Source organism: Halomonas sp. DP4Y7-1, assembly GCF_019800705.1.
In the GTDB taxonomy this organism is placed as follows: domain Bacteria; phylum Pseudomonadota; class Gammaproteobacteria; order Pseudomonadales; family Halomonadaceae; genus Halomonas; species Halomonas litopenaei_A.
Genome location: NZ_JAHVKS010000001.1, coordinates 402,556 through 421,605, shown reverse-complemented (window position 1 = coordinate 421,605; position 19,050 = coordinate 402,556). Strand labels below are relative to the sequence as shown.

The window sequence follows — 19,050 nt, the reverse complement described above, 5'->3', positions numbered from 1 at the left end:
ACTGTCCATGAAAGTTATCGTACATACCGACCAGGCAGACCAGTGGCAGCGCGCCTTGAGCGAACGGCTACCCGGCGCGACCATCTGGAAGAGCCAGGACACGGATCGACAGCAGCGCGCCGAGGCCGACTACCTGGCCGCCTGGAAACCGGATGAGACGCTGATGCGGGAGTGCTCCGGCCTCAAGGGCATCATCAACCTGGGGGCTGGGGTCGATGCCTTGCTGAACAATCCGGCCCTGCCCCGAGATGTCCCGATCGTCAAGCTGCGCGATGCGGGCATGGCCGAACTGATCGCCGACTACACCCGCTATGGCCTGCTGCATTTCCAACGGGACTTCGATCGCTATCAGCGCCAGCAACAGCAGGCCCAGTGGCGAGAACACGCCGTCATCGACAAGCAGGAGTGGACGGTCGGCGTACTGGGATTGGGGGCCATCGGCGCCAAGGTCGCCGCCACCATCGCCGCCGACGGCTACCCGGTGCTCGGCTGGAGTCGATCGCCCAAGTCGCTGGAAGATATCGAGTGCCTGCACGGTGACGCTGGACTGGAGCAGGCGCTGCAACGCTCACGCACCCTGGTGCTGCTTCTGCCAGATACTCCCGCGACTCACCACATCATCAACCAGCGCAGCCTGGCGCTGCTGCCCCAAGGTGCCAGCCTGATCAACCCCGGTCGCGGCACCTTGATTGACGAGGCAGCGCTACTGCAGGCATTGGGCCCGGCCGATGACGATCAGGAGGGTCGTCTGCGCGGGGCGCTGCTCGACGCCTTCCCGGTGGAACCCTTGCCGTCCTCCAGCCCGCTGTGGCACCACCCGAGGGTTCTGGTGACGCCTCACATGGCTGGCCCTACCCCGCTCAACGAGGCCCTCGACCAGGTCGCCGCAAGCATCGAGGCGCTTAGCCAGGGCAAGGAGATCGAGACCGTGGACCCCGAAGCAGGCTATTGATAGCAGCGCTCATTGTGGCCTGGAATCGCTGACACACCCTTGCGAACCAGAAAAAAAAGGGCACCTCATGGAGGTGCCCTTCTGCGGTCGTTGATCAACGATCTTGCATCACGTCACTGCTCAGCTGTCACCGCCGATCTTGTCCTGGGTGCGCGTGTCGAAGTCACTGGCATCGTGCCGTTCGTGCAGCTGCTCGGCAGGCTCGCCGAAGGTGCGATTGACCATGCGCCCACGCTTGACGGCGGGGCGGGCATCGATGGCCTTGGCCCAGCGCAGCACGTGGGTGTACTCGTGGACCGACAGAAACTCGGCGGCATCGTACAGCCGGCCCAGGACCAGCTGGCCGTACCAGGCAAACGTCGCCATGTCGGCGATGCTGTAGCTGTCACCCGCCAGGAATTCATGGTCGGCCAGGTGGCGATCCAGCACATCCAGCTGGCGCTTGGTTTCCATGGTGAAGCGATTGATCGGATACTCGTACTTCTCAGGCGCGTAGGCGTAGAAATGCCCGAAGCCCCCGCCCAGATACGGCGCGGACCCCATCTGCCAGAACAGCCAGTTCATGGCCTCGGTCCGGGCCTTGTGGTCAGTGGGCAGAAAGGCGCCAAATTTCTCCGCCAGATACACCAGGATTGACCCCGACTCAAACACCCGCGTCGCTGGCTGAGTGCTGTGGTCCACCAATGCCGGGATCTTCGAGTTCGGGTTGATCTCCACGAAACCGCTGGAGAACTGGTCGCCATCGCCGATGCGGATCAACCAGGCATCGTATTCCGCCTGGTCATGGCCCAGCGCCAACAACTCCTCCAGCATGATATTGACCTTCACGCCATTGGGCGTCGCCAGGGAGTAGAGCTGCAGCGGATGTTTTCCGACCGGTAGCTCCTTGTCGTGGGTCGGTCCGGCGATCGGCCGGTTGATGCTGGCAAATTGACCGCCACTTTCGCCTTCCCACTTCCATACTTTCGGCGGCTGGTACTGTGTGTCGTTGCTCATGATGTTCCTTCACGTGATGTGGGCATCATCCCGCTCAGACCGGGATCCGCTGTCGTCATGTTCGTCGGCAAATCGAGTCGGGTGGCAACGGCGCCACCCTCCTCGCCGCAACATGACCCGACAGCTGACTCAGTGCCGATGTTCCCGCCTAGCTTACAGCTCCTGACGGGTCGGGCGCAGCACCAGCTCATTGACGTCCACGTCGGCCGGCTGCTCCACCGCAAAGGCGATCGCGCGAGCCACCGCGTCAGCGTCGATGGCCAGGGTGTAAAGCTCATTGACCCCCTTGGCCGTATCATCATCGCTGATCGATTGGGTCAATTCAGTGTCAATGGCCCCAGGGGAGATGTTGGTGGCCCGGATCTCGCCACCGGACTCCTGACGCAGCCCTTCGGTCAACGCCTTGACCGCGAACTTGGTCGCGCAGTAGACCGCCGCGGCCGGGAATACCACATGGCCCGCCACGGAGGACAGGTTGATGACGTGGCCCTCGTGCTGTTCACGCATGGTGGGTAGAACGGCGGCAATGCCGTAGAGCACGCCCTTGATGTTGACGTCCACCATCTGGTCCCACTCGTCTACCTTGAGCTTGTCCAGCGGCGACAGCGGCATCAGGCCAGCATTGTTGACCAGCACATCGATCCGCCCGAACTCGTCACGCGCCAGCTGTGCCAGGGCCTCTACCTGCTCACGATCGGTCACGTCGGTCACCCGGTAGACGGCTTGCCCACCTTCGGCCTTGATCTCCTCGCACAGGCGCTTGAGGCGGTCGTCGCGGCGAGCCCCCAGCACGAGCCTGGCGCCACCCTTGGCCAGACGCTTGGCTGTCGCCTCGCCCAGACCGCTGCTGGCACCGGTGATAATGACAACCTTGTCCTGGATGCCGTCGGTACTTACGTTCTTGATATCCATGCTGATCTCCATTATCGATCCGTTAAGACATCGACGCTCGGTAAAAACACCCGTCGCCCCATGTCATGCACGAAGCACGCCCGTCTGGGGTCGCTCCGCGAAGGCCTCAGAGCGTCACCAAATGCGTCATTGAGACTGTCGTTGAGAATGTCATCTAGCGTGCCGTTAAGAGTGTCATTAACGGTGTCGTGTCTAAGCGCCACCGCACCCCCGCGGGGTGCGGGACTCGGCTCTCCGGGGGAGCCTTCTTCATCACTGTTCGTCGAGAAACGGATAGTCGGTGTAGCCCGTTTCATCGCCACCGTAGAAGGTGTCGTAGTCCGGCTCATTGAGGGGCGCATGGCGGCGGAAGCGTTCAGGCAGGTCCGGGTTCGCGATGAACGGGCGGCCGAAGGTCACCAGGTCCGTCTTGCCGGCGGCAATACGCTCGCGCGCCTCGCTGGCGGTGTAGGCACCGTTGGCAATGTACACGCCGCTGAAGCTGTCACGAATGGCGCTGATGATGGCTTCGGGACGGCCGTTTTCATGATTGCCCTGGAAGGAATCCTCGACCACCTCCAGGTAGGCGATGCCGATGTCATCCAGTGCCGCAGCGAAGGCAGGAAAGGTCTCTTCAGGCTTCTGGTCGTGCACGTCATTGAAGCTGCCCGTCGGGCTGATGCGCACGCCGACACGCCCCTTGCCCCATACGTCGACCACGGCGCGCACGACGTCCAGCGGCAGGCGCAGGCGGTTCTCGACACTGCCACCATAGGCGTCGGTGCGAGCGTTGCTGTCCGACTTGAGAAACTGATCGAGCAGATAGCCGTTGGCAGCGTGGACCTGAACACCGTCGAAGCCCGCCTCACGCGCATTGATGGCGGCCTGGCGATACTGCTCGACGATACCGGGCAGCTCGTCAACGTCCAGCGCACGGGGAGTCGGCACGTCGACCATGCCTGATTCAGCGCTGATAAACGTCTTGGCCCCCTCCGGCTTGATCGCCGACGGGGCGACCGGGTCAGCCTTGCCGGGCTGTAGCTCGGGATGGGAAATCCGTCCGACATGCCACAGTTGGGCATGGATACGGCCGCCGGCCTCATGCACCGCATCGGTGACCTTGCGCCAGCCTGCGATCTGCTCCTGGCTGTGAATGCCAGGGGTGAACGCATAGCCCTTTCCCTGGGGTGAAATCTGCGTCGCCTCACTCAGGATCAGAGCGGCACCCGCGCGCTGACGGTAGTAGTCCACATTCATCTGCTGAGGGATATCCCCTGGCTGCGCGGAACGCGAGCGCGTGAGCGGAGACATCAAGACACGATGCGGCAGTTCAATATCACCCAGTGCCTGGGGGGTAAAAAGCGGATCCTGTTCAGCGCTCATGCAAAGCCTCCTGATCAGTGTTCATCGTCTTGGCGTGACGATCTGGCAAGAAAATGAAAAAGGTCGCCGTTCTTGCTGGTGCAACGTTCTCACGTGGAGAGAGATTCCGTTGGCTGTCCTGCCAATGCCATCACGCCACCGCTAGACAGCCTAGGTGAGTAGCGCTGGCCGCCAGCACTGGAGACCCTTCCTGGTTGCTGGCAATGGAAACTAGCCCTGACGTCGAAACCTGACGCCTATCCCGGAAGGGACTCACCAGTGACGCTCTCTATCAATACACTTAATGTACAACTATTGAATAGATTTTCAACCATGCTGTATAAATTTTTAGACCAGTCTATTAGTAATTGCGTTCAAAAAAAAGCACTAAGAGCGCTGCGCACGTCCAGCGAGCGGAATGAGTCGCCGGACGCACTTGTCGCGACGCCCGAAGAGCGCGAAACCCGAGGCCTAAGCGCTATCGGCGAGGCGTCAGGGCTGTGCCCAATGCAGCGGCTCATTCGTGCAGGCGCTTGTTCCGTCTTGCCGCAGTGTCGCCGCGATGCTGCCGAAGCGGTTCACGCGGTCCTGCTCTTGCGGCTCAGGCCTTGATACACGCCAGCAACGTGTCCTCAAACTCCGACATGGGCGAGCAGGTCCTCATCATCTTGGCCCTGAGCATGGCACCCTGCCAGCCCGCCAGGATGAACGATGCCATCGCCTCTGCGGAGATATCGCTGCGAATCGTCCCTGCTTGCTGCCCTTCTTTCAGGCAGCTGGCAAAGTAGCTTTCCCAGCGCTTGAAAATGCCGTCAAGGGCGTCTCGCAAGCAGTCACTTTGGGACGACATCTCCTGTCCCAGGGTGCCAATCAGACAGCCGCGCAAGTGTCCGCATTCCGCCATGCCTTGACGCGCTTCAGCGAAATAACGGTGCAGCCGCGCAAAGGGCTCGTCAGAAGAATGCACCAGCAAGGCCTGGAAGCGCTTGTCGTACTCTTCCGCGAAAGACTCAACGACCGCAAGGCCGAACGCCTCCTTGCTGGCGAAGTAGTGATAGAAGGACCCCTTCGGCACGCCTGCCGCCTTGAGCACCGCATTGATGCCCGTGGCCGTATAGCCGTGCTCGGCAAAGGTGGTCATGCCGACCTGAATCAACAGGTCTCTGGTGGGAGCTTTAGTCGTCATACATCGCACACTAGACCAGTCGTCTACTCACGTCAACCCCATCACTTGTGACTCCGTCGATAACCGACAGACTGACCACCAAGGCCCGAATAACGGGGCCTTGGCGTCGAGCAAACACCCACTTCATGGCCTCGCCAGCAGCACAATGAGGCACCGAACCGACCACTATTATAGGGATACGCTTCATCGATGTACCTCATCGTTACCCTTCAGGGTTTCACTGCGACGCTTACTTGCGGCGTTTGCCCTGCGGCAATCGATTGGCGACGACACCCGTGCGTGAGCCTCCTCCACTGCATGGGTCTCGCCACCGCCCGCTGCTGTCTACAGCAGCGCGTTGAACTGGCGCAACCACTCCGGATGCGCCGGCCAAGCTGGCGCGGTCACGAACTTGCCACAGGTGATCGCATCGGTCACCTCGAGGTCGACAAATTCTCCTCCGGCCAGGCGCACTTCCGGCGCACAGGCCGGGTACGCGGAGATGCGGTGACCCGACAATGACACTGCGGCGGCCAACAGTTGGGCACCATGGCAGACGGCTGCAACCGGTTTTTCACTGTCGACGAAGTGGCGCACTACCTCCAGCACCCGTTCGTCCAGGCGCAGATACTCCGGCGCTCTGCCACCTGGGATTACCAAACCGTTGTAGTCTGCTACGGTGATGTCAGCAAAGGTCTCGTTCAGCGCGAACAGATGCCCCGGCTTTTCGGTATAGGTCTGGTCACCTTCGAAGTCATGGATGGCCGTCTTGACCGTATCGCCTTCCTTCTTGTCAGGACAGACCGCATCGACACGGTGCCCCATGGCCTGCAAGGCCTGGAACGGCACCATGATTTCATAATCTTCGACAAAATCTCCCGCGAGCAGCAACAAACGTGCCATAAGGCAGACTCCTTGGTCGTTGGAAACGGCGCAGGGTCGAGGCATTGACCGAAAAGTCGACGAGCGCAGGCACTTTTCAGACCCGCCTCACGCTGACCATGCTGTCATGCAGCGTAACCACTGATCCGCGTCATCGCCAGCGTCGCGGAACCTTGTCGCGGAATCGGCCTCCCACTGTAAGCGACCCGACTTGCCAGCACGGATAACACCATGGCCTCTATTCTCCACTATCGCCGACTTGTCACCCACTGCCGCCAGGCGCTCGGCGCCAGTCTGCTGTGGCTGCTGCTCCTGCCTGCCACGGCACAGGCCGCGACGCTATCGGCCTTCGACGCTCGCTATCACCTGTCGGTGGACGGCTGGCCGGATGCCACCGTCCATCACCGTCTGCAGCCAGAGGGCGAACATTGGCTCAGTGATATGCGCGCTCGCGTCGCCGTTGCGGAAGGACAGGAGAGCGCGAGATTCCTGAGCCAGGGGGCACAGCTTCAAGCCATTGGTTACGCCAGCGGCTACAAGCTGCTGGGTATCGGCAAGCGCTACCAGCTCAATGCACCGCAGCTGCGGCAGACCCCTGATCGGCAGACAGCGTTGATTCAGCTGTCTAGCCAGGTACAGCAGCATGGCTGCTCGCCCTCCTGTGAGCTTCGCTATCTCGACCACAAGGGCGAACAGGAACGACTGATTGCCACCCCCATGGCGTCACGCAGGATGGAAGTGCAGGGACGCTCCATCGACGCGCCCAGGGTTCGACTGGCAGACCCTGACAAAGACGACCGACACATGGTGGTGACCTTTCATCCTGAGCTTGCTGGCCTGTTGCTCGGCGTGACCTATACCAAGCGGGGCGAGCAGGTCAGCGAGCTGGCACTCACCTCACTCACCCTTCCGTGACCCACCCCCCATCCCAACCGAGGTCGCGGACCACCGCTCGGCGGCGCTTCCCCCTCTCTTGCACCGACGACGCTCTGCCGCTTTGGTCGCCTTTCCCGGCCGACCAAATTTGCATAGAGTAGTGCGCTTTATATTGGCACCGCAGGTAGCGAGGGACATGTCCCACCGCTCTACCTGCCCATGTTGCCCGCGGCTACCACCCGGGCGCTTGGTGCTGCGAGTGGATCGCCCATGGCAGCGATCCAGCCACCCCTTATACCGGGCGACCATCTCCTTTTCTCCCTGGGTTCTGGGAAGCGCCGACAAGCACTCTATCTATCAAGCAAGGATGCACTTTCATGTTTAGCGGTCTGCTGATCGTTCTGCTGCCCCTGGTACTGGGCTACCTGATCCCCGTTCGCAGCGCTGCGGTGCTTGGCTGGATCAATCGAGGCGTCAGCGCCTCCATCTATCTCATCTTGCTGCTGATGGGCATCAGCCTTGCGGGTTTGCCAGACCTCGGCAACCAGCTGTCGCGCATGGGCGGCCAAGCGCTGACGCTGTTCAGCGTGATTTCGCTGTTCAATCTGGCAGCCCTGTGGTGGCTGTCGCGGCGACTGCGACTGGATCTGGGGAAAAGGCAGGTCGTTGAAGGTGCGCCCACCAGCAAACTGGCCGCCATGGCTGGCTCACTGGCGCTGGTCGGGGTGGTCGTTGCAGGCCTGGTCCTCGGCCTGCTGCTGGTCGGCCGCTGGGGGGCGACCCCTTTCCAGCTGGCGGAGCACCTCGCCGAGTGGGTGCTGTACCTGCTGCTGGCGTTGATCGGCTGCCAGCTGCGCAATTCCGGCATGCCACTCAAGCAGATCCTGTTGAACCGACATGGTCTCTACATCGCCTTGACGCTGGCAACGAGCTCGCTGCTGGGTGGGCTGGCGGCGGCCCCGCTGCTCGACCTTGAGTGGAACGAGGGGCTGGCCATGGCCTCGGGATTTGGCTGGTACTCGCTGTCGGGCATTCTGATCGGTGAGCACCTAGGCCCCGCGCTCGGGGGCGTCGCCTTCTTCAACGACTTGACGCGAGAGCTGCTGGCCTTCGTACTGATTCCTCTGGTCATGCGCCGCTATGCGCCATTGGCCATCGGCTACGGCGGCGCCACCTCGATGGACTTCACCCTGCCCGTCATTCAGCAGCACGGTGGCGTTCGCTGCGTGCCCATTGCGGTGGTCAGTGGCTTTCTGCTGTCGCTGCTGTCACCACCGCTGATTCTCTTCCTGGTGTCACTGTAGCTTCAAGCGTCAGCGCCTGGCAGCGGACCAGGCTTACTGTCGGCACGACATCATCCATCGCAGCCCTGCTGGCGACTGCATCGGAGGACATCCCACCGTGAGCACGTCCGATCGCCCTATCACGCTGAAGGATCTGGCCCAGCGCCTCAAGGTCTCGACGGCCACGGTGTCCAATGCCTTCAACCGTCCCGATCAGCTGTCGCGCGCGCTGCGCGAACATATCCTGGCCGAGGCACGTCGCCTGGGATACCCCGGCCCGGATGCCCGGGCGCGCAGCTTGCGCACCGGGCAGTCACGCATCGTCGCGGTGGTACTGGCAGAAACCCTTACCTATAGCCTGAATGACGCCGTCTCCAGCGAGCTGCTCAGCGGTGTCACCGAGGTCCTCGACGCCCACGGCCACACCTTGTTGCTGCTGTCGGGGCGTCAGGCGGGCTCACCGCGCCAGGCCGACGCACTGTGCCACCCGGGTTCCGCCAGCATGGCCGACGGCTTTATCGTCTACGGCTTGATGCCCGGTGACCGCCTGATCAACGAACTTCCCGCCCAACGACCTCTGGTTGGCGTCGATTTCCATATCGACGCTCGACCTACCGTACACGTCGACAATGAACAGGCGTGCTACGCCATTGCTCGCCACGCTCTGACCCACGCGCCCCAACGTGCGGCCATTGTGAGTCTGCGTCTGACCGTGGAGCCCCATAATGGTCGGGTCAGCCAGGAACAGGACTATTTAAGCGCCGACCACACCATCACCCGGGCCAGACTGGATGGCTTCCAGCGCGCGCTGTCCGAGCAAGGCATAGCCCCTGACGACGTGCCGGTGTGGAACATCGATGAAAACGTTCACGCTGTATGTGCCCCCGTGATCGCGGAGATTCTTGACCTTCCCGCCGAACAGCGTCCCGATCTGCTCTTGTGCATGTCAGACCGAATTGCCCTGACCGCGCTGACCCTGGCCGAGCAACGCGGCATCCGGGTGCCGCAGGACCTGCGCCTGACGGGCTTTGACGGCATCGAAGAGGGACAGTACCGCGCACCTCGGCTGACCACAGTACGTCAGAACAGCATCGAGAAAGGACGCGTCGCAGCACGCATGGTACTCGGCCTGGAGCCCGCTCAGCACCAGCGCCTTTCCACCCAGTTGGTGCTGGGCGATACCTGCCCCTGAACCACCGCCGGCGGCAAGCTGCACAAAGGTTTCACCGTTAATGACGCCTTTTCATGCCGAGCAATGGCATGCTGTGCAGGAACCACTGTCATCACGGTCAAGGAACTCGCGCATGTCCGCGAAACGTCTGTTTCGCCCAGCCTTCTCACGCCTGGGACTGAAGCTTTTCGCCATTATTCTGGTCGTCAACGTGGCCATTGCTGGCCTGGTCTTCGTGGCCATTTCTCGTAGTCTCGATCAGGGCTTCATCGAATACCTGGATCGTTCCCAGACCCGGCGTGCCGAAACCCTGGCGGAGGGGCTGGGCGAAGCCTGGGCGCGGCGACAGAACTGGCAATGGCTACGCCAGTCACCGCGGGCCTGGCATCATCTGGTGCGGCGACAGCTATGGCCCGGCGATAACCTGCCACCGCTGTCGATTGAAGGTGACCTGGGGGATCCACGGGATTTCGTACTGCACGACGAGAACGGACTGCCGGTCATCGGCCTGCCACCGGACAAGGATGACATGGCGGCAGAGCTTCGCTGGCTGCCGGTCATGAGTGCCGGGCGCCAGGTCGGGACCCTGGGGTATCGGCCTCCGGAACAGCTGATGGCCCGCATGGATCGACTGTTTCTGGCCCAGCAGCAGCGCAACCTGACGATCATCGTGATCGCACTGGCGCTGACGTCGCTGCTGCTGGCAGCCGCGCTGTCGTGGTGGATGGGACGCCGCGCCCGTGGCATGGCGCTGGCCACCCGGCGCCTGACCGAAGGCGACTACAGCATTCGCCTGCCCGAGCGGGGCCGCGATGAGCTGTCGAGCCTGTCACATGACTTCAACGTGCTGGCAGAAACCCTGGAGGCCAGTCGTGAGGCAAGAAGCCGCTGGGTATCGGACATCGCCCACGAGCTGCGCACGCCCCTGGCGGTGCTGCGTGGGGAGATCGAGGCGATGCAGGACGGCATTCGCGCCCTCGATCAGGACAATCTGCACTCACTGTCCCAGGAAGTAGGACAGCTGGAACGACTGGTCGCCGACCTGCGCCTGCTGTCACAGAGTGACGCTGGCGCGCTCGAAGTGCAGCTAGCCCCGCTGGACCTGGGCGAGCAGCTGTCCTCTCGCCTGGATGAGGCGGAAGGCTGGCTGAGTGACCACGGCATCAGCCTGGAGCATGATATCCAGCAGCCGGCCTGGATTCGTGGTGACATCCAGCGCCTGCGCCAGCTTTGGAATAACCTGATCGACAACACTTGCGCCTATACTCAGGCTCCTGGGCAGCTCAGGGTCCGACTCGAACGCGACGCCGACGACTGGCTGCTGCGCTGGGAAGATAGCGCCCCTGGCGTCCCGGCCAGCGAGCTGCCCCGCCTGACCGAGCGGCTATACCGCGTTGAAGGCTCCCGCAACCGCGCCAGCGGAGGCAGTGGCCTTGGCCTGTCCATCGCCACCGCCCTGGCACGGGCCCACGACGCCGAGATGACTCCCTCTCCTTCCGCTCTCGGAGGGTTATGCTGGACCTTGCGTTTTCCGGCCCTGCCCGACCACCTGCAGCAGCACGAGGACACCGAATGACTGATAACGACGCCGCCACCGACACGATCCTGATCGTCGAGGACGAGCCCAAGATTGCACGCCTGGTGGCGGACTATCTGCAGGGCAGTGGCTATGCCACCCACCACATTGACCACGGCGATCAGGTCGTGGGCTACCTGAGCGAGGTCGAGTCGCGCCCCAGCCTGGTACTGCTAGACCTGATGCTGCCGGGCACCGATGGCCTGACCCTGTGTCGCGAGATCCGCCAGCGCTGGCCCGATATTGCCGTGGTCATGCTCACCGCCCGCGTCGAGGAAGTCGACCGACTGCTGGGCCTGGAGCTGGGTGCCGATGACTATATCTGCAAGCCCTTCAGCCCACGAGAGGTGGTGGCCAGGGTCAAGGCCGTGCTGCGTCGCAGCCAAGCCCGGCACACTGACGGCCAGGCCAATCACGACCTTATCCTGGACGAGAGCGGCTGGCGCGCCCTGGCCAACGGCCAGGATCTCGGCCTTACCGCGGTGGAATTCCAGCTGCTCAAGGTCATGATGCATTCGCCGGGCCGCATCTTTGCCCGCGAGCAGCTGATGGATCACATGTACCGCGACCATCGCATCGTGTCGGAGCGCACGGTGGACAGCCACATCAAGAAGCTGCGCAAGAAGATCGCGGACATCTGGCCAGAACGAGAAATCATCCGCTCGGTCTACGGCGTCGGCTACAAGTACCAGCCGGAAGAGTGACACCGATCACCCGCCGACAACGCAAGAGGCCGCCCTTGGGCGGTCTCTTGCGTCTGGCACGTGCGCTCGATCTAGAACAGCGCGGGAATCCCGTACTGTCCCTCGAACATGCCCACCGCCAGCATGGCGAACAGACAGATACCGAGCACCGCGACGGGAATGACCAGCCGATCCGTCAGCGACAGCCGCCCGGCACGCTCGCGGTCTCCGATCCAGCCATTATTGTCGAGCAGCATGGTGGCAGCCCAGGCAAGCACAGGGTTGGTCACCGCAGCGGCAAACAGGCATACCCCGGCCGCCTGGGCGTCCCTCCCTTCCTTGATCATCTGTACGCCGGCCTCGAGCATCGGCAGGAACACCCCCACCAACAGCGCCACGCACATGACCGGTGGCCACACCGCGATGTCCATGGGGAACCCCAGAATGGCAATGGTGATGGTCAGCAGGCCCAGCAGGATCGCCCCCGCCGGAATCGGTCGTTTGGCAATCGCTGCCGGGATCATGTAAGTGCCCCAGGAAGAGGTGATATTGCCTCCTCCAAGGGCAGTGCCGACCACCTGGCGGATGGAGCACATGGTCATGGTGTCATCGACGTCCATCAGCACCCTGTCGGCCCCCTTGGGATAGTTCATCTCCTGGAAGATGCGATGGCCGAGAAAGTCGGGGGACCACATGGCCACCGCCAGAATGGCAAACGGCAGTGAGGCGATAAAGTGCTGCACATTGGGCAGCCCCATCATCCAGCCTTGTTCGGTGCTGCCCCACCAGTAGCTTGGGCTCAAGGGCGGAAGGCCTACTTCGGTGGTCAACTCAAGGTCACCACCTGCGCCCAGGGCGAGCGCCACCAGCAGTCCAGTGACCGCACAGGCAGGAATGGCCAGCCAGCGCTTTCCCAGGCGAGCCAGCACCGCATACAGCACAATGTTCACCGCCAGCACGATCAGAGCGACGTACCCCATGTCGCCGGAGAGGCCCAGGCCCCAAGATTTAAGATTGCTGATCTGGCCGATGGCCCCGGAAAATCCGAGGAAGATCAGCAGCCCCCCAGCGGTCCCTTGAGACGTCAGGTTGACCAGCCGCGACCCGCCCTTGATCCACGACAGCCCCAGACCAAAGGCGCCGATCCAAAGCGCCAGCGCCAGGGGATGCGCGCCGGCCAACGCCATGCTGCCGATCAGCGGAATCATCGGTCCATGGTTGCCGGCCAGATTGGCACGGGGATTGAAGATCCCCGAACCCAGCACGCAGAACAGCAGCACCGGGAGCAGCATCTCGAGCCGTGACACGGCGATGGCGAAATCCTTGCCCAGCTGGACACCTGGCCAGGCGGCCGACAGCCCATCGGCCCAGGACATCATCACCGCCGAGTACATCGCGATGATACCGATGGTGCCTGCGATCGCCGGCACCAGATCCTCGATCTCGAAATTGAAGTCACGTCCGATCAAGTTAAGGCTGAAGCGCCTGGGACGCATAATCTTGAGTTCGTGCTCCAGATAGTCGGAGCGGCTGGAAAACTCGCTGGCATGCCGATGCAGCTCACGATAGCTGAGCGCCTCGGGCGATTGCGCCCGGGACGTGGCAGTGTCCGTCATGGTGATCTCACTTGTCAGAGGAAATCGACCCACTGCTCTTGCCACGCAGCGTCGTGTCCGACGGCCTTGTCAGCCAATGGATCGTTTCAGCAAAAAAGGTAAGTCACCTTATCCATCTAAGTGGCGATACTCGTTGATCGCCGTCAGCCTTTTCCCCGCCCCTGGCGGCCACGCTGTGCTCAGGGTGCATCCCTTGACCCAGCTCAGGCTCCACGGCACTTGCCTGCCGCGGGAAGATGGATAACAGTAGCTATCGTTGCTCTCCCTTGCGGCTCGTCAACGAGACGTCCTTGTTAACCAGAGAGCCCTTATTGATAGAGAGCCCGTCATGCGCACTATTCCGGCCACCCTGTCCCGCTATCTGCGCGCCCCTGACCTGCCCCAGCTCGAGGCCAGGCGGGTGAGAGGGGGGCATCGCCTCAGTCACGCCGCCCACAGCCATGACACTCTGTCACTGGGTGCCATCGTTCAAGGACATTCCCAGTTCCGCCATCGCCACCGCTCCCTTGAAGTCACCCAAGGCGACGTGGTGATGATAGAGCCCGGCGCCATGCATGCCTGCAATGCCCTGAGCGACGCTGACTGGGGCTACGATATGGTCTATCTCGACAGCGCCTGGCTGGCCGTCCAGTTGGACGTAACGACGGACGACCTTCCGCCTCTGATTCGGCAGATCAGTCGCGATCCCGTGCTGCACCGCTCCATCATGGTCCTGACTGACACCCTTGCCTCCGCCGATGCCGACCGGATGGAACGGGACGCCGCCTTGGCCTTGCTGGTGGCTGAGCTGGCCAAGCAGATGGCACGAGCCGAGCCTCTGCGCAATGCTCCGCCCGACGCCCTGGCCCGTGCCTGGCAGCGTCTGAACGATGACTGGCAACATGACCTGAGCCTCACCGACCTGTGCCAGGAGGCGGGCTGTCGCACCACCAGCCTGATCGCAGGCTTTCGACGCCACTATGCCACCACGCCCCATGCGGCCCTGATCGATCTGCGAGTGCGCGAAGCTCGCGATCGGCTGCGCCAGGGCCAGCCGATTGCGCAAGTCGCCAGCGATTGTGGCTTCGCCGACCAGGCGCATCTGCAGCGAACCTTCAAGAAACTGCTGGCGACCACACCGGGGCACTACGCCGAGGGTTCCCTCCCCCGCCACGCATAGTCGGCTTATCTCCCTCGAGGTTGTTGCCGCCCTCGGGGCGGCTCTGGGCGTGTTGATGGCCAAGAGCGGTCAACGTCAGCGGATGATAGAGGGTCCACCCCGTTCAAGGCAGAAGCATCAATACGCCACTGCACATCAGCGTCACCGCCAAGCCGCGCTGCAGCAGCTGGCGACGCCCCGCATCGGCCAGCCACTGCCCCGCGTGCGACCCGCACCATGCCCATACGCAGGCACTGGCAAAGCAGACCGTCCCCCACGTCAGGGTAAACACGGCCATATCCAGCCCTCCTCGCCCCGCAGTAAAGATCCCGAGCCCCGCCATGGAGGCGATCCACGCCTTGGGATTGAGCCACTGCATCAGTGCCGCCGTCATCAACCCTGGCGCCGTGCCATGGGCCTCTGCTCCCCAGTCGCCGCGGTCCTGCAGCAGTTTCCAGGACAGCCACGCCACGAACCCTCCGCCCGCCGCCTTCAACACCCACTGCAATACCGGCAGCGCCTGCCAGACGCTGCCAAGTCCGGCCGCCAATACGCCTAGCAAGAGCGTGAAGCCAGCACATGAGCCTACCGCAAGGCGCATCGCTCGGGCGCCACCGTGGCCGATCCCGGCGGTCAGTATCAGCAGGTTCACGGGACCCGGCGAAAGCGACGCCACCAAGGCAAATCCCAATATCGCCAACAGTTCATCAGCAGAAAACGTCATATCGTACTCCACACCCAGGGGAAAGCCTCAGCCTGAGGCTTCTGCTAGTGCGGGTATTGAAGAAAATTTCACCCACTGTCCCTCCAGCCGCCTGACCCAGTCTTGTTCCCTGTCTCGCCACCCGCCTCGTCTCACCACCAGCCACGACCACCGCCTTGGAGCCTTCCGCCTGCCACGGCGGCTCTGACTGGAACAGCGTGTTGCATAACGTCGGCTGCGCTTGCCGCTTCTCTGCACATTGGCTGCATGTCAGTTGCACGACACCCCGCCAAGATAAATCACGTCAACAAGGGCATCGCCCGGACAACATCACCCTTGGTAAAGGGTCATCAACGCTGAAGGAGTCACACATGAACACCACGTTTGCTCGCAAGGCCCTGCTGTCTGCCGCCATCTCCGCTGCCCTGCTGCCGATCGCGATGAGCGCTAGCGCGGCTCCGGATCGCCACGAAGGACCGCGTCACGCTGGCCCTGATATGCGCGCGGAGCTGTATGAGCGTGCCGGCATCGACGCCGACACCCGCGAAGCACTCAAGCAGGCAGGTATCGAGCATCACGAGGCCATCGAGGAACTGAACGCCGATTTCCGCGAACAGCGCCAGGAGATCCTCGGGGAAGATGGCATGGCCGCGCTGGAGCGCGCCCGTCATGAACTGCGCGAAGAGCGCGTCAATGCGCTGGTCGACAAGTGGGAGCTGTCCGCTGAAGACCGCGAGGCCTTCAACGCTGCCCGTGAGTCCTTCAAGGAAGGTGCCGAGGCTCTCAAGGCCCAGGACTTCGAGAGTGACGAACAGCGACACGATGCATGGCGCGAGCTGATGACGTCCTCCAGGGACCAGATGGCCAACATCCTCGACGAGCAGCAGATGCGTGAGCTCAAGCACGCCCTGATGCCGGGCCATGATCAAGGTCCTCGCGGCCACGGCGAGCGTCATCCTCACGAACATGGCAAGCGCCACGCTCCCGAGGCCTGATCCCCGCCCACTAGGAAACACTGGCAGCCTGTTGCAGCTGATGACGCCACCGCAGCAGGCGGCCTCGGAATGACTGACGGTCACCAGGATCGTATCGCTGCAGTCACCGTAGCCTCTTGAGCGTCATCATCGATGCCGTGTTTCCCTAGGCGCCGGAATCGCTTTCCGGCAGCCCCTCGTAAGCCCCATGCCGCCCGGCATGGGGCTTTTTCATGGGTATCGCCCCCTTATGGCGTGGGTTTCTCGACCCTGCTTCTTTAATCGTTCTCTGACCCGGTTTCTGCGCGCCATGCCCAACGCTTTCTCCACGGTCTTTTGGTGACGACCTTGAAAGATGCATCGGGACTCTGTATTTTATTGAACGTTCAATCAATAAAATGTGAGCCTCCAACGGCTGGATAGGATCGTCAGCGACCCCATCCAAGAGCCGCCGCTGGGGTCGCGCTTGCTGTCTCGCGAACACTTGCTGTGCTGGCGACCTGCCCTATCGGCAGCAGCACAATGAGACTTCGGCCAGACGGCATTGATCGCGACACTCCGTCACCACCATTTCGTTAATTGCTCATCCAATTAACGAAATGGCGTAGCAGCAAGGAATGCCCGCTGGGAGATGCCAGGACGGCGCTACGGAGACCGGCACAGCAGGGCCTCGGTCAGCAAGTTGCCGGATCGGCTCAGTCTCATTTCATCCTCTAGGGAGCACGTGCATGTCACAACATGAAAACGCCTCCCGCGATCGTCTCAACCCCGTCGTCTTTCATGGCGCCGTGGCAGGCATCGTGGTCTTTCTCATCTTCACCATGACCTTGACCGAGCAGGCAGGCGCCTTGTTCGATGCAGGGCTGGCCTGGGTCAACGATACCTTTGGCTGGTACTACATGCTGGCCGCCGTGGCCTATCTGGTATTCGTGCTGGTGATCAGCCTGTCCCGCGTCGGCAACATTCGGCTAGGCCCGGATCACTCCCGCCCAGAGTTCTCGCTACTCTCCTGGGCGTCCATGCTGTTCGCTGCAGGCATTGGCATCGACCTGCTGTTCTTCTGCGTGGCAGAGCCGCTGTCGCACTACCTGACCCCTCCGGACATGGCACCGGAAAGTGCCGCTGCGCTGCGCCAGGCCGTCCCCCAGACCTTTCTGCACTGGGGCCTGACCGGGTGGGGCATGTACGTCCTGATGGGCATGGCTCTGGCCTACTTCAGCTATCGTCACCGCCTACCGCTGGCCATCCGGAGCGCGCTCTATCCGCTGCTGGGCAAGCGCATCTACGGCCCGATCGGCAATGCGGTGGACATCACCGCGGTCATTTCCACGGTGTTCGGTATCGCCACCAGCCTGGGCATCGGCGTCATCCAGCTCAATTACGGCCTGACGTTCATGTTCGGCGTGCCTGAGAGCCTTTCGACGCAAGTCGTGCTGATCGTACTGGTGGTCATACTGGCGACCATTTCCGTGGTGACCGGCGTAGAGAAAGGCATCCGTCGCCTGTCCGAGTTCAACATGCTGCTGGCTGCTGCCCTGCTGCTGTTCGTGTTGTTCCAGGGCGATACGCTTCATCTGCTGAATGCCCTAGTGCTTAACGTCGGGGACTATCTGGGTGGCTTTGTCGGCAAGAGTTTCGACACCTATGCATTCGCCGGCAGCGACGCACAGCAGTGGAAGGGCTGGTGGACCATCTTCTTCTGGGGCTGGTGGATTGCCTGGACGCCCTTTGTTGGCCTGTTCCTCGCTCGTATCTCGCGTGGGCGCACCATTCGCCAGTTCGCCATGGGTGCCCTGCTGATTCCACTGGGCTTCATGATGGCGTGGATGTCCATCTTCGGTAACTCCGGAATCGACATGGTCGCCAATGACGGGCTGACGGTGCTGGGCGAGCAGGCTCTGGCCACGCCGCAGACCACCATCTATACCTTCCTGGAGCAATATCCCTATATCAGCATTACCGCCTCGGTGGTGACGCTGCTCGGTGTGGTGTTCTTCGTGACCTCCGCTGACTCCGGGGCTCTGGTCCTGGCCAACTTCACCTCGATCCTGCGTGACGTGAACCATGATGCACCGATTCGCCTGCGCATCTTCTGGTCTGCCATCATTGGTCTGATTACCATTGCCCTGTTGATGGCCGGTGGTCTGGACGCTCTGCAAAGTGCGGTAGTGATCACAGCCCTGCCCTTCTCGCTGGTGATGTTTGCGATCATGGTCGGGCTGACCCGTGCGCTGCGCACGGAGAAGGAAAAGGCCGACGCGCGCAAGCTGGTCGCGGCCAGCGGTGAAGGAGGCAACTGGAAGGAGCGCCTGGATCGCGCGCTGGACACCTCCAACCGCGCCGGCGCGGAGTCCACCATCAAGCACGCCTTGCGTCCCGGCCTCGCCCAGTTTGTGGAAGAGCTCGAGCGCCGTGGCCAGACCGCCACCCTTAGTGAGGAGCAGATCGACGGCGAGCCGTTGCCGCGCCTGACCCTGCAGGTGGACTTCGATGAGATGCAGAGCTTCGTCTATCAGGTCAGACCACACCGCATGCGTACGCCGAGCTTCCTGCCCGCCGATGACGACTACTACCTGCGTCTGGACGTCCATCTGGCGGAAGGCGGCCTGGGGCAGAACCTCAACGGCTACACCCGCGGCCAGGTCATCGACGACGTACTCGGCGAATACGAGCGTCATCTGCAGTTCCTGGCCATTGCCCGCCAGGGCACGCCGACACCGGCCATGCCTGGTTTCATCGGCGAGCCACCGGAAGGGGCGACGCAAGACCCCTGAACACCTTG

16 protein-coding genes are annotated in these 19,050 nt (G+C 62.4%); 9 read left to right on the top strand and 7 right to left on the bottom strand.

What is annotated here, in order from left to right; all coding sequences use genetic code 11:
* Positions 1 to 7 precede the first annotated feature (7 nt).
* Complete coding sequence (locus KUV72_RS01680; protein ID WP_222237218.1) at positions 8 to 952, top strand: 2-hydroxyacid dehydrogenase; 945 nt, start codon at positions 8 to 10, stop codon at positions 950 to 952.
* Between the two features lie 120 nt (positions 953 to 1,072).
* Here the strand turns inward: KUV72_RS01680 and yghU are convergent, their stop codons facing one another.
* The 5 genes from yghU to KUV72_RS01655 form a co-directional block, all read right to left on the bottom strand.
* Positions 1,073 to 1,948 (bottom strand): glutathione-dependent disulfide-bond oxidoreductase, encoded by an 876-nt coding sequence (yghU, locus tag KUV72_RS01675; protein ID WP_206939741.1) that lies wholly within the window; start codon positions 1,946 to 1,948, stop codon positions 1,073 to 1,075.
* A gap of 153 nt (positions 1,949 to 2,101) precedes the next feature.
* Complete coding sequence (locus KUV72_RS01670) at positions 2,102 to 2,860, bottom strand: SDR family oxidoreductase (RefSeq protein WP_206939743.1); 759 nt, start codon at positions 2,858 to 2,860, stop codon at positions 2,102 to 2,104.
* A gap of 252 nt (positions 2,861 to 3,112) precedes the next feature.
* On the bottom strand, positions 3,113 to 4,222 hold the full coding sequence (locus KUV72_RS01665; RefSeq protein WP_222237217.1) for an alkene reductase: 1,110 nt from the start codon (positions 4,220 to 4,222) through the stop codon (positions 3,113 to 3,115).
* Between the two features lie 580 nt (positions 4,223 to 4,802).
* A complete protein-coding gene (locus KUV72_RS01660; RefSeq protein WP_206939747.1) occupies positions 4,803 to 5,387 on the bottom strand; it encodes a TetR/AcrR family transcriptional regulator in 585 nt (194 codons plus the stop codon).
* 324 nt (positions 5,388 to 5,711) lie between these two features.
* Entirely contained in the window at positions 5,712 to 6,269 is a 558-nt protein-coding gene (locus KUV72_RS01655) for a DJ-1/PfpI family protein (protein ID WP_206939749.1), read from the bottom strand.
* Positions 6,270 to 6,479: 210 nt separating this feature from the next.
* Here KUV72_RS01655 and KUV72_RS01650 point away from each other — a divergent pair, with 210 nt between their 5' ends.
* From KUV72_RS01650 to KUV72_RS01630, 5 genes are all read left to right on the top strand, one after another.
* Positions 6,480 to 7,163, top strand: a complete 684-nt coding sequence (locus KUV72_RS01650) for a hypothetical protein (protein ID WP_222161748.1) — start codon at positions 6,480 to 6,482, stop codon at positions 7,161 to 7,163.
* Positions 7,164 to 7,501: 338 nt separating this feature from the next.
* Complete coding sequence (locus KUV72_RS01645; protein WP_206939753.1) at positions 7,502 to 8,428, top strand: lysine exporter LysO family protein; 927 nt, start codon at positions 7,502 to 7,504, stop codon at positions 8,426 to 8,428.
* A gap of 97 nt (positions 8,429 to 8,525) precedes the next feature.
* Positions 8,526 to 9,599 carry a LacI family DNA-binding transcriptional regulator gene (locus KUV72_RS01640; protein ID WP_224908072.1) on the top strand — a complete coding sequence of 358 codons (1,074 nt, stop codon included), beginning with the start codon at positions 8,526 to 8,528 and terminating at the stop codon, positions 9,597 to 9,599.
* 112 nt (positions 9,600 to 9,711) lie between these two features.
* On the top strand, positions 9,712 to 11,154 hold the full coding sequence (locus KUV72_RS01635) for an ATP-binding protein (RefSeq protein ID WP_206939755.1): 1,443 nt from the start codon (positions 9,712 to 9,714) through the stop codon (positions 11,152 to 11,154).
* The gene (locus KUV72_RS01630) at positions 11,151 to 11,858 is read left to right on the top strand and encodes a response regulator (protein ID WP_222237216.1); all 708 of its coding nucleotides are present in this window, start codon (positions 11,151 to 11,153) and stop codon (positions 11,856 to 11,858) included. The genes KUV72_RS01635 and KUV72_RS01630 overlap by 4 nt, the downstream gene beginning before the upstream one ends.
* Before the next feature lie 71 nt (positions 11,859 to 11,929).
* Here KUV72_RS01630 and KUV72_RS01625 read toward each other — a convergent pair whose 3' ends face one another.
* On the bottom strand, positions 11,930 to 13,453 hold the full coding sequence (locus tag KUV72_RS01625; protein WP_222237215.1) for a DUF3360 family protein: 1,524 nt from the start codon (positions 13,451 to 13,453) through the stop codon (positions 11,930 to 11,932).
* A 328-nt stretch (positions 13,454 to 13,781) separates the two neighbouring features.
* On the opposite strand from KUV72_RS01625, the gene KUV72_RS01620 reads away from it, so the two are divergent.
* Positions 13,782 to 14,612: a helix-turn-helix transcriptional regulator gene (locus tag KUV72_RS01620; protein WP_222237214.1), complete on the top strand. Its 831-nt coding sequence runs from the start codon at positions 13,782 to 13,784 to the stop codon at positions 14,610 to 14,612.
* Between the two features lie 103 nt (positions 14,613 to 14,715).
* On the opposite strand, the gene KUV72_RS01615 is transcribed toward KUV72_RS01620, so the two are convergent.
* The gene (locus tag KUV72_RS01615; protein WP_206939763.1) at positions 14,716 to 15,315 is read right to left on the bottom strand and encodes a LysE family translocator; all 600 of its coding nucleotides are present in this window, start codon (positions 15,313 to 15,315) and stop codon (positions 14,716 to 14,718) included.
* 350 nt (positions 15,316 to 15,665) lie between these two features.
* Here KUV72_RS01615 and KUV72_RS01610 point away from each other — a divergent pair, with 350 nt between their 5' ends.
* Complete coding sequence (locus KUV72_RS01610; protein ID WP_222237213.1) at positions 15,666 to 16,289, top strand: hypothetical protein; 624 nt, start codon at positions 15,666 to 15,668, stop codon at positions 16,287 to 16,289.
* A 707-nt stretch (positions 16,290 to 16,996) separates the two neighbouring features.
* On the top strand, positions 16,997 to 19,042 hold the full coding sequence (gene betT / locus KUV72_RS01605) for a choline BCCT transporter BetT (RefSeq protein WP_206939767.1): 2,046 nt from the start codon (positions 16,997 to 16,999) through the stop codon (positions 19,040 to 19,042).
* Positions 19,043 to 19,050 lie beyond the last annotated feature (8 nt).

Excerpts from the sequence above, each read along its gene's own strand:
- KUV72_RS01665 (WP_222237217.1), bottom strand. The coding sequence starts at position 4,222 with ATGAGCGCTGAACAGGATCCGCTTTTTACCCCCCAGGCACTGGGTGAT.
- KUV72_RS01615 (WP_206939763.1), bottom strand. The coding sequence starts at position 15,315 with ATGACGTTTTCTGCTGATGAACTGTTGGCGATATTGGGATTTGCCTTG.
- KUV72_RS01680 (WP_222237218.1), top strand. The coding sequence starts at position 8 with ATGAAAGTTATCGTACATACCGACCAGGCAGACCAGTGGCAGCGCGCC.
- KUV72_RS01630 (WP_222237216.1), top strand. The coding sequence starts at position 11,151 with ATGACTGATAACGACGCCGCCACCGACACGATCCTGATCGTCGAGGAC.
- yghU (WP_206939741.1), bottom strand. The coding sequence starts at position 1,948 with ATGAGCAACGACACACAGTACCAGCCGCCGAAAGTATGGAAGTGGGAA.
- KUV72_RS01610 (WP_222237213.1), top strand. The coding sequence starts at position 15,666 with ATGAACACCACGTTTGCTCGCAAGGCCCTGCTGTCTGCCGCCATCTCC.
- KUV72_RS01635 (WP_206939755.1), top strand. The coding sequence starts at position 9,712 with ATGTCCGCGAAACGTCTGTTTCGCCCAGCCTTCTCACGCCTGGGACTG.
- KUV72_RS01670 (WP_206939743.1), bottom strand. The coding sequence starts at position 2,860 with ATGGATATCAAGAACGTAAGTACCGACGGCATCCAGGACAAGGTTGTC.
- KUV72_RS01655 (WP_206939749.1), bottom strand. The coding sequence starts at position 6,269 with ATGGCACGTTTGTTGCTGCTCGCGGGAGATTTTGTCGAAGATTATGAA.
- KUV72_RS01620 (WP_222237214.1), top strand. The coding sequence starts at position 13,782 with ATGCGCACTATTCCGGCCACCCTGTCCCGCTATCTGCGCGCCCCTGAC.
- KUV72_RS01660 (WP_206939747.1), bottom strand. The coding sequence starts at position 5,387 with ATGACGACTAAAGCTCCCACCAGAGACCTGTTGATTCAGGTCGGCATG.
- KUV72_RS01625 (WP_222237215.1), bottom strand. The coding sequence starts at position 13,453 with ATGACGGACACTGCCACGTCCCGGGCGCAATCGCCCGAGGCGCTCAGC.
- KUV72_RS01650 (WP_222161748.1), top strand. The coding sequence starts at position 6,480 with ATGGCCTCTATTCTCCACTATCGCCGACTTGTCACCCACTGCCGCCAG.
- KUV72_RS01645 (WP_206939753.1), top strand. The coding sequence starts at position 7,502 with ATGTTTAGCGGTCTGCTGATCGTTCTGCTGCCCCTGGTACTGGGCTAC.
- betT (WP_206939767.1), top strand. The coding sequence starts at position 16,997 with ATGTCACAACATGAAAACGCCTCCCGCGATCGTCTCAACCCCGTCGTC.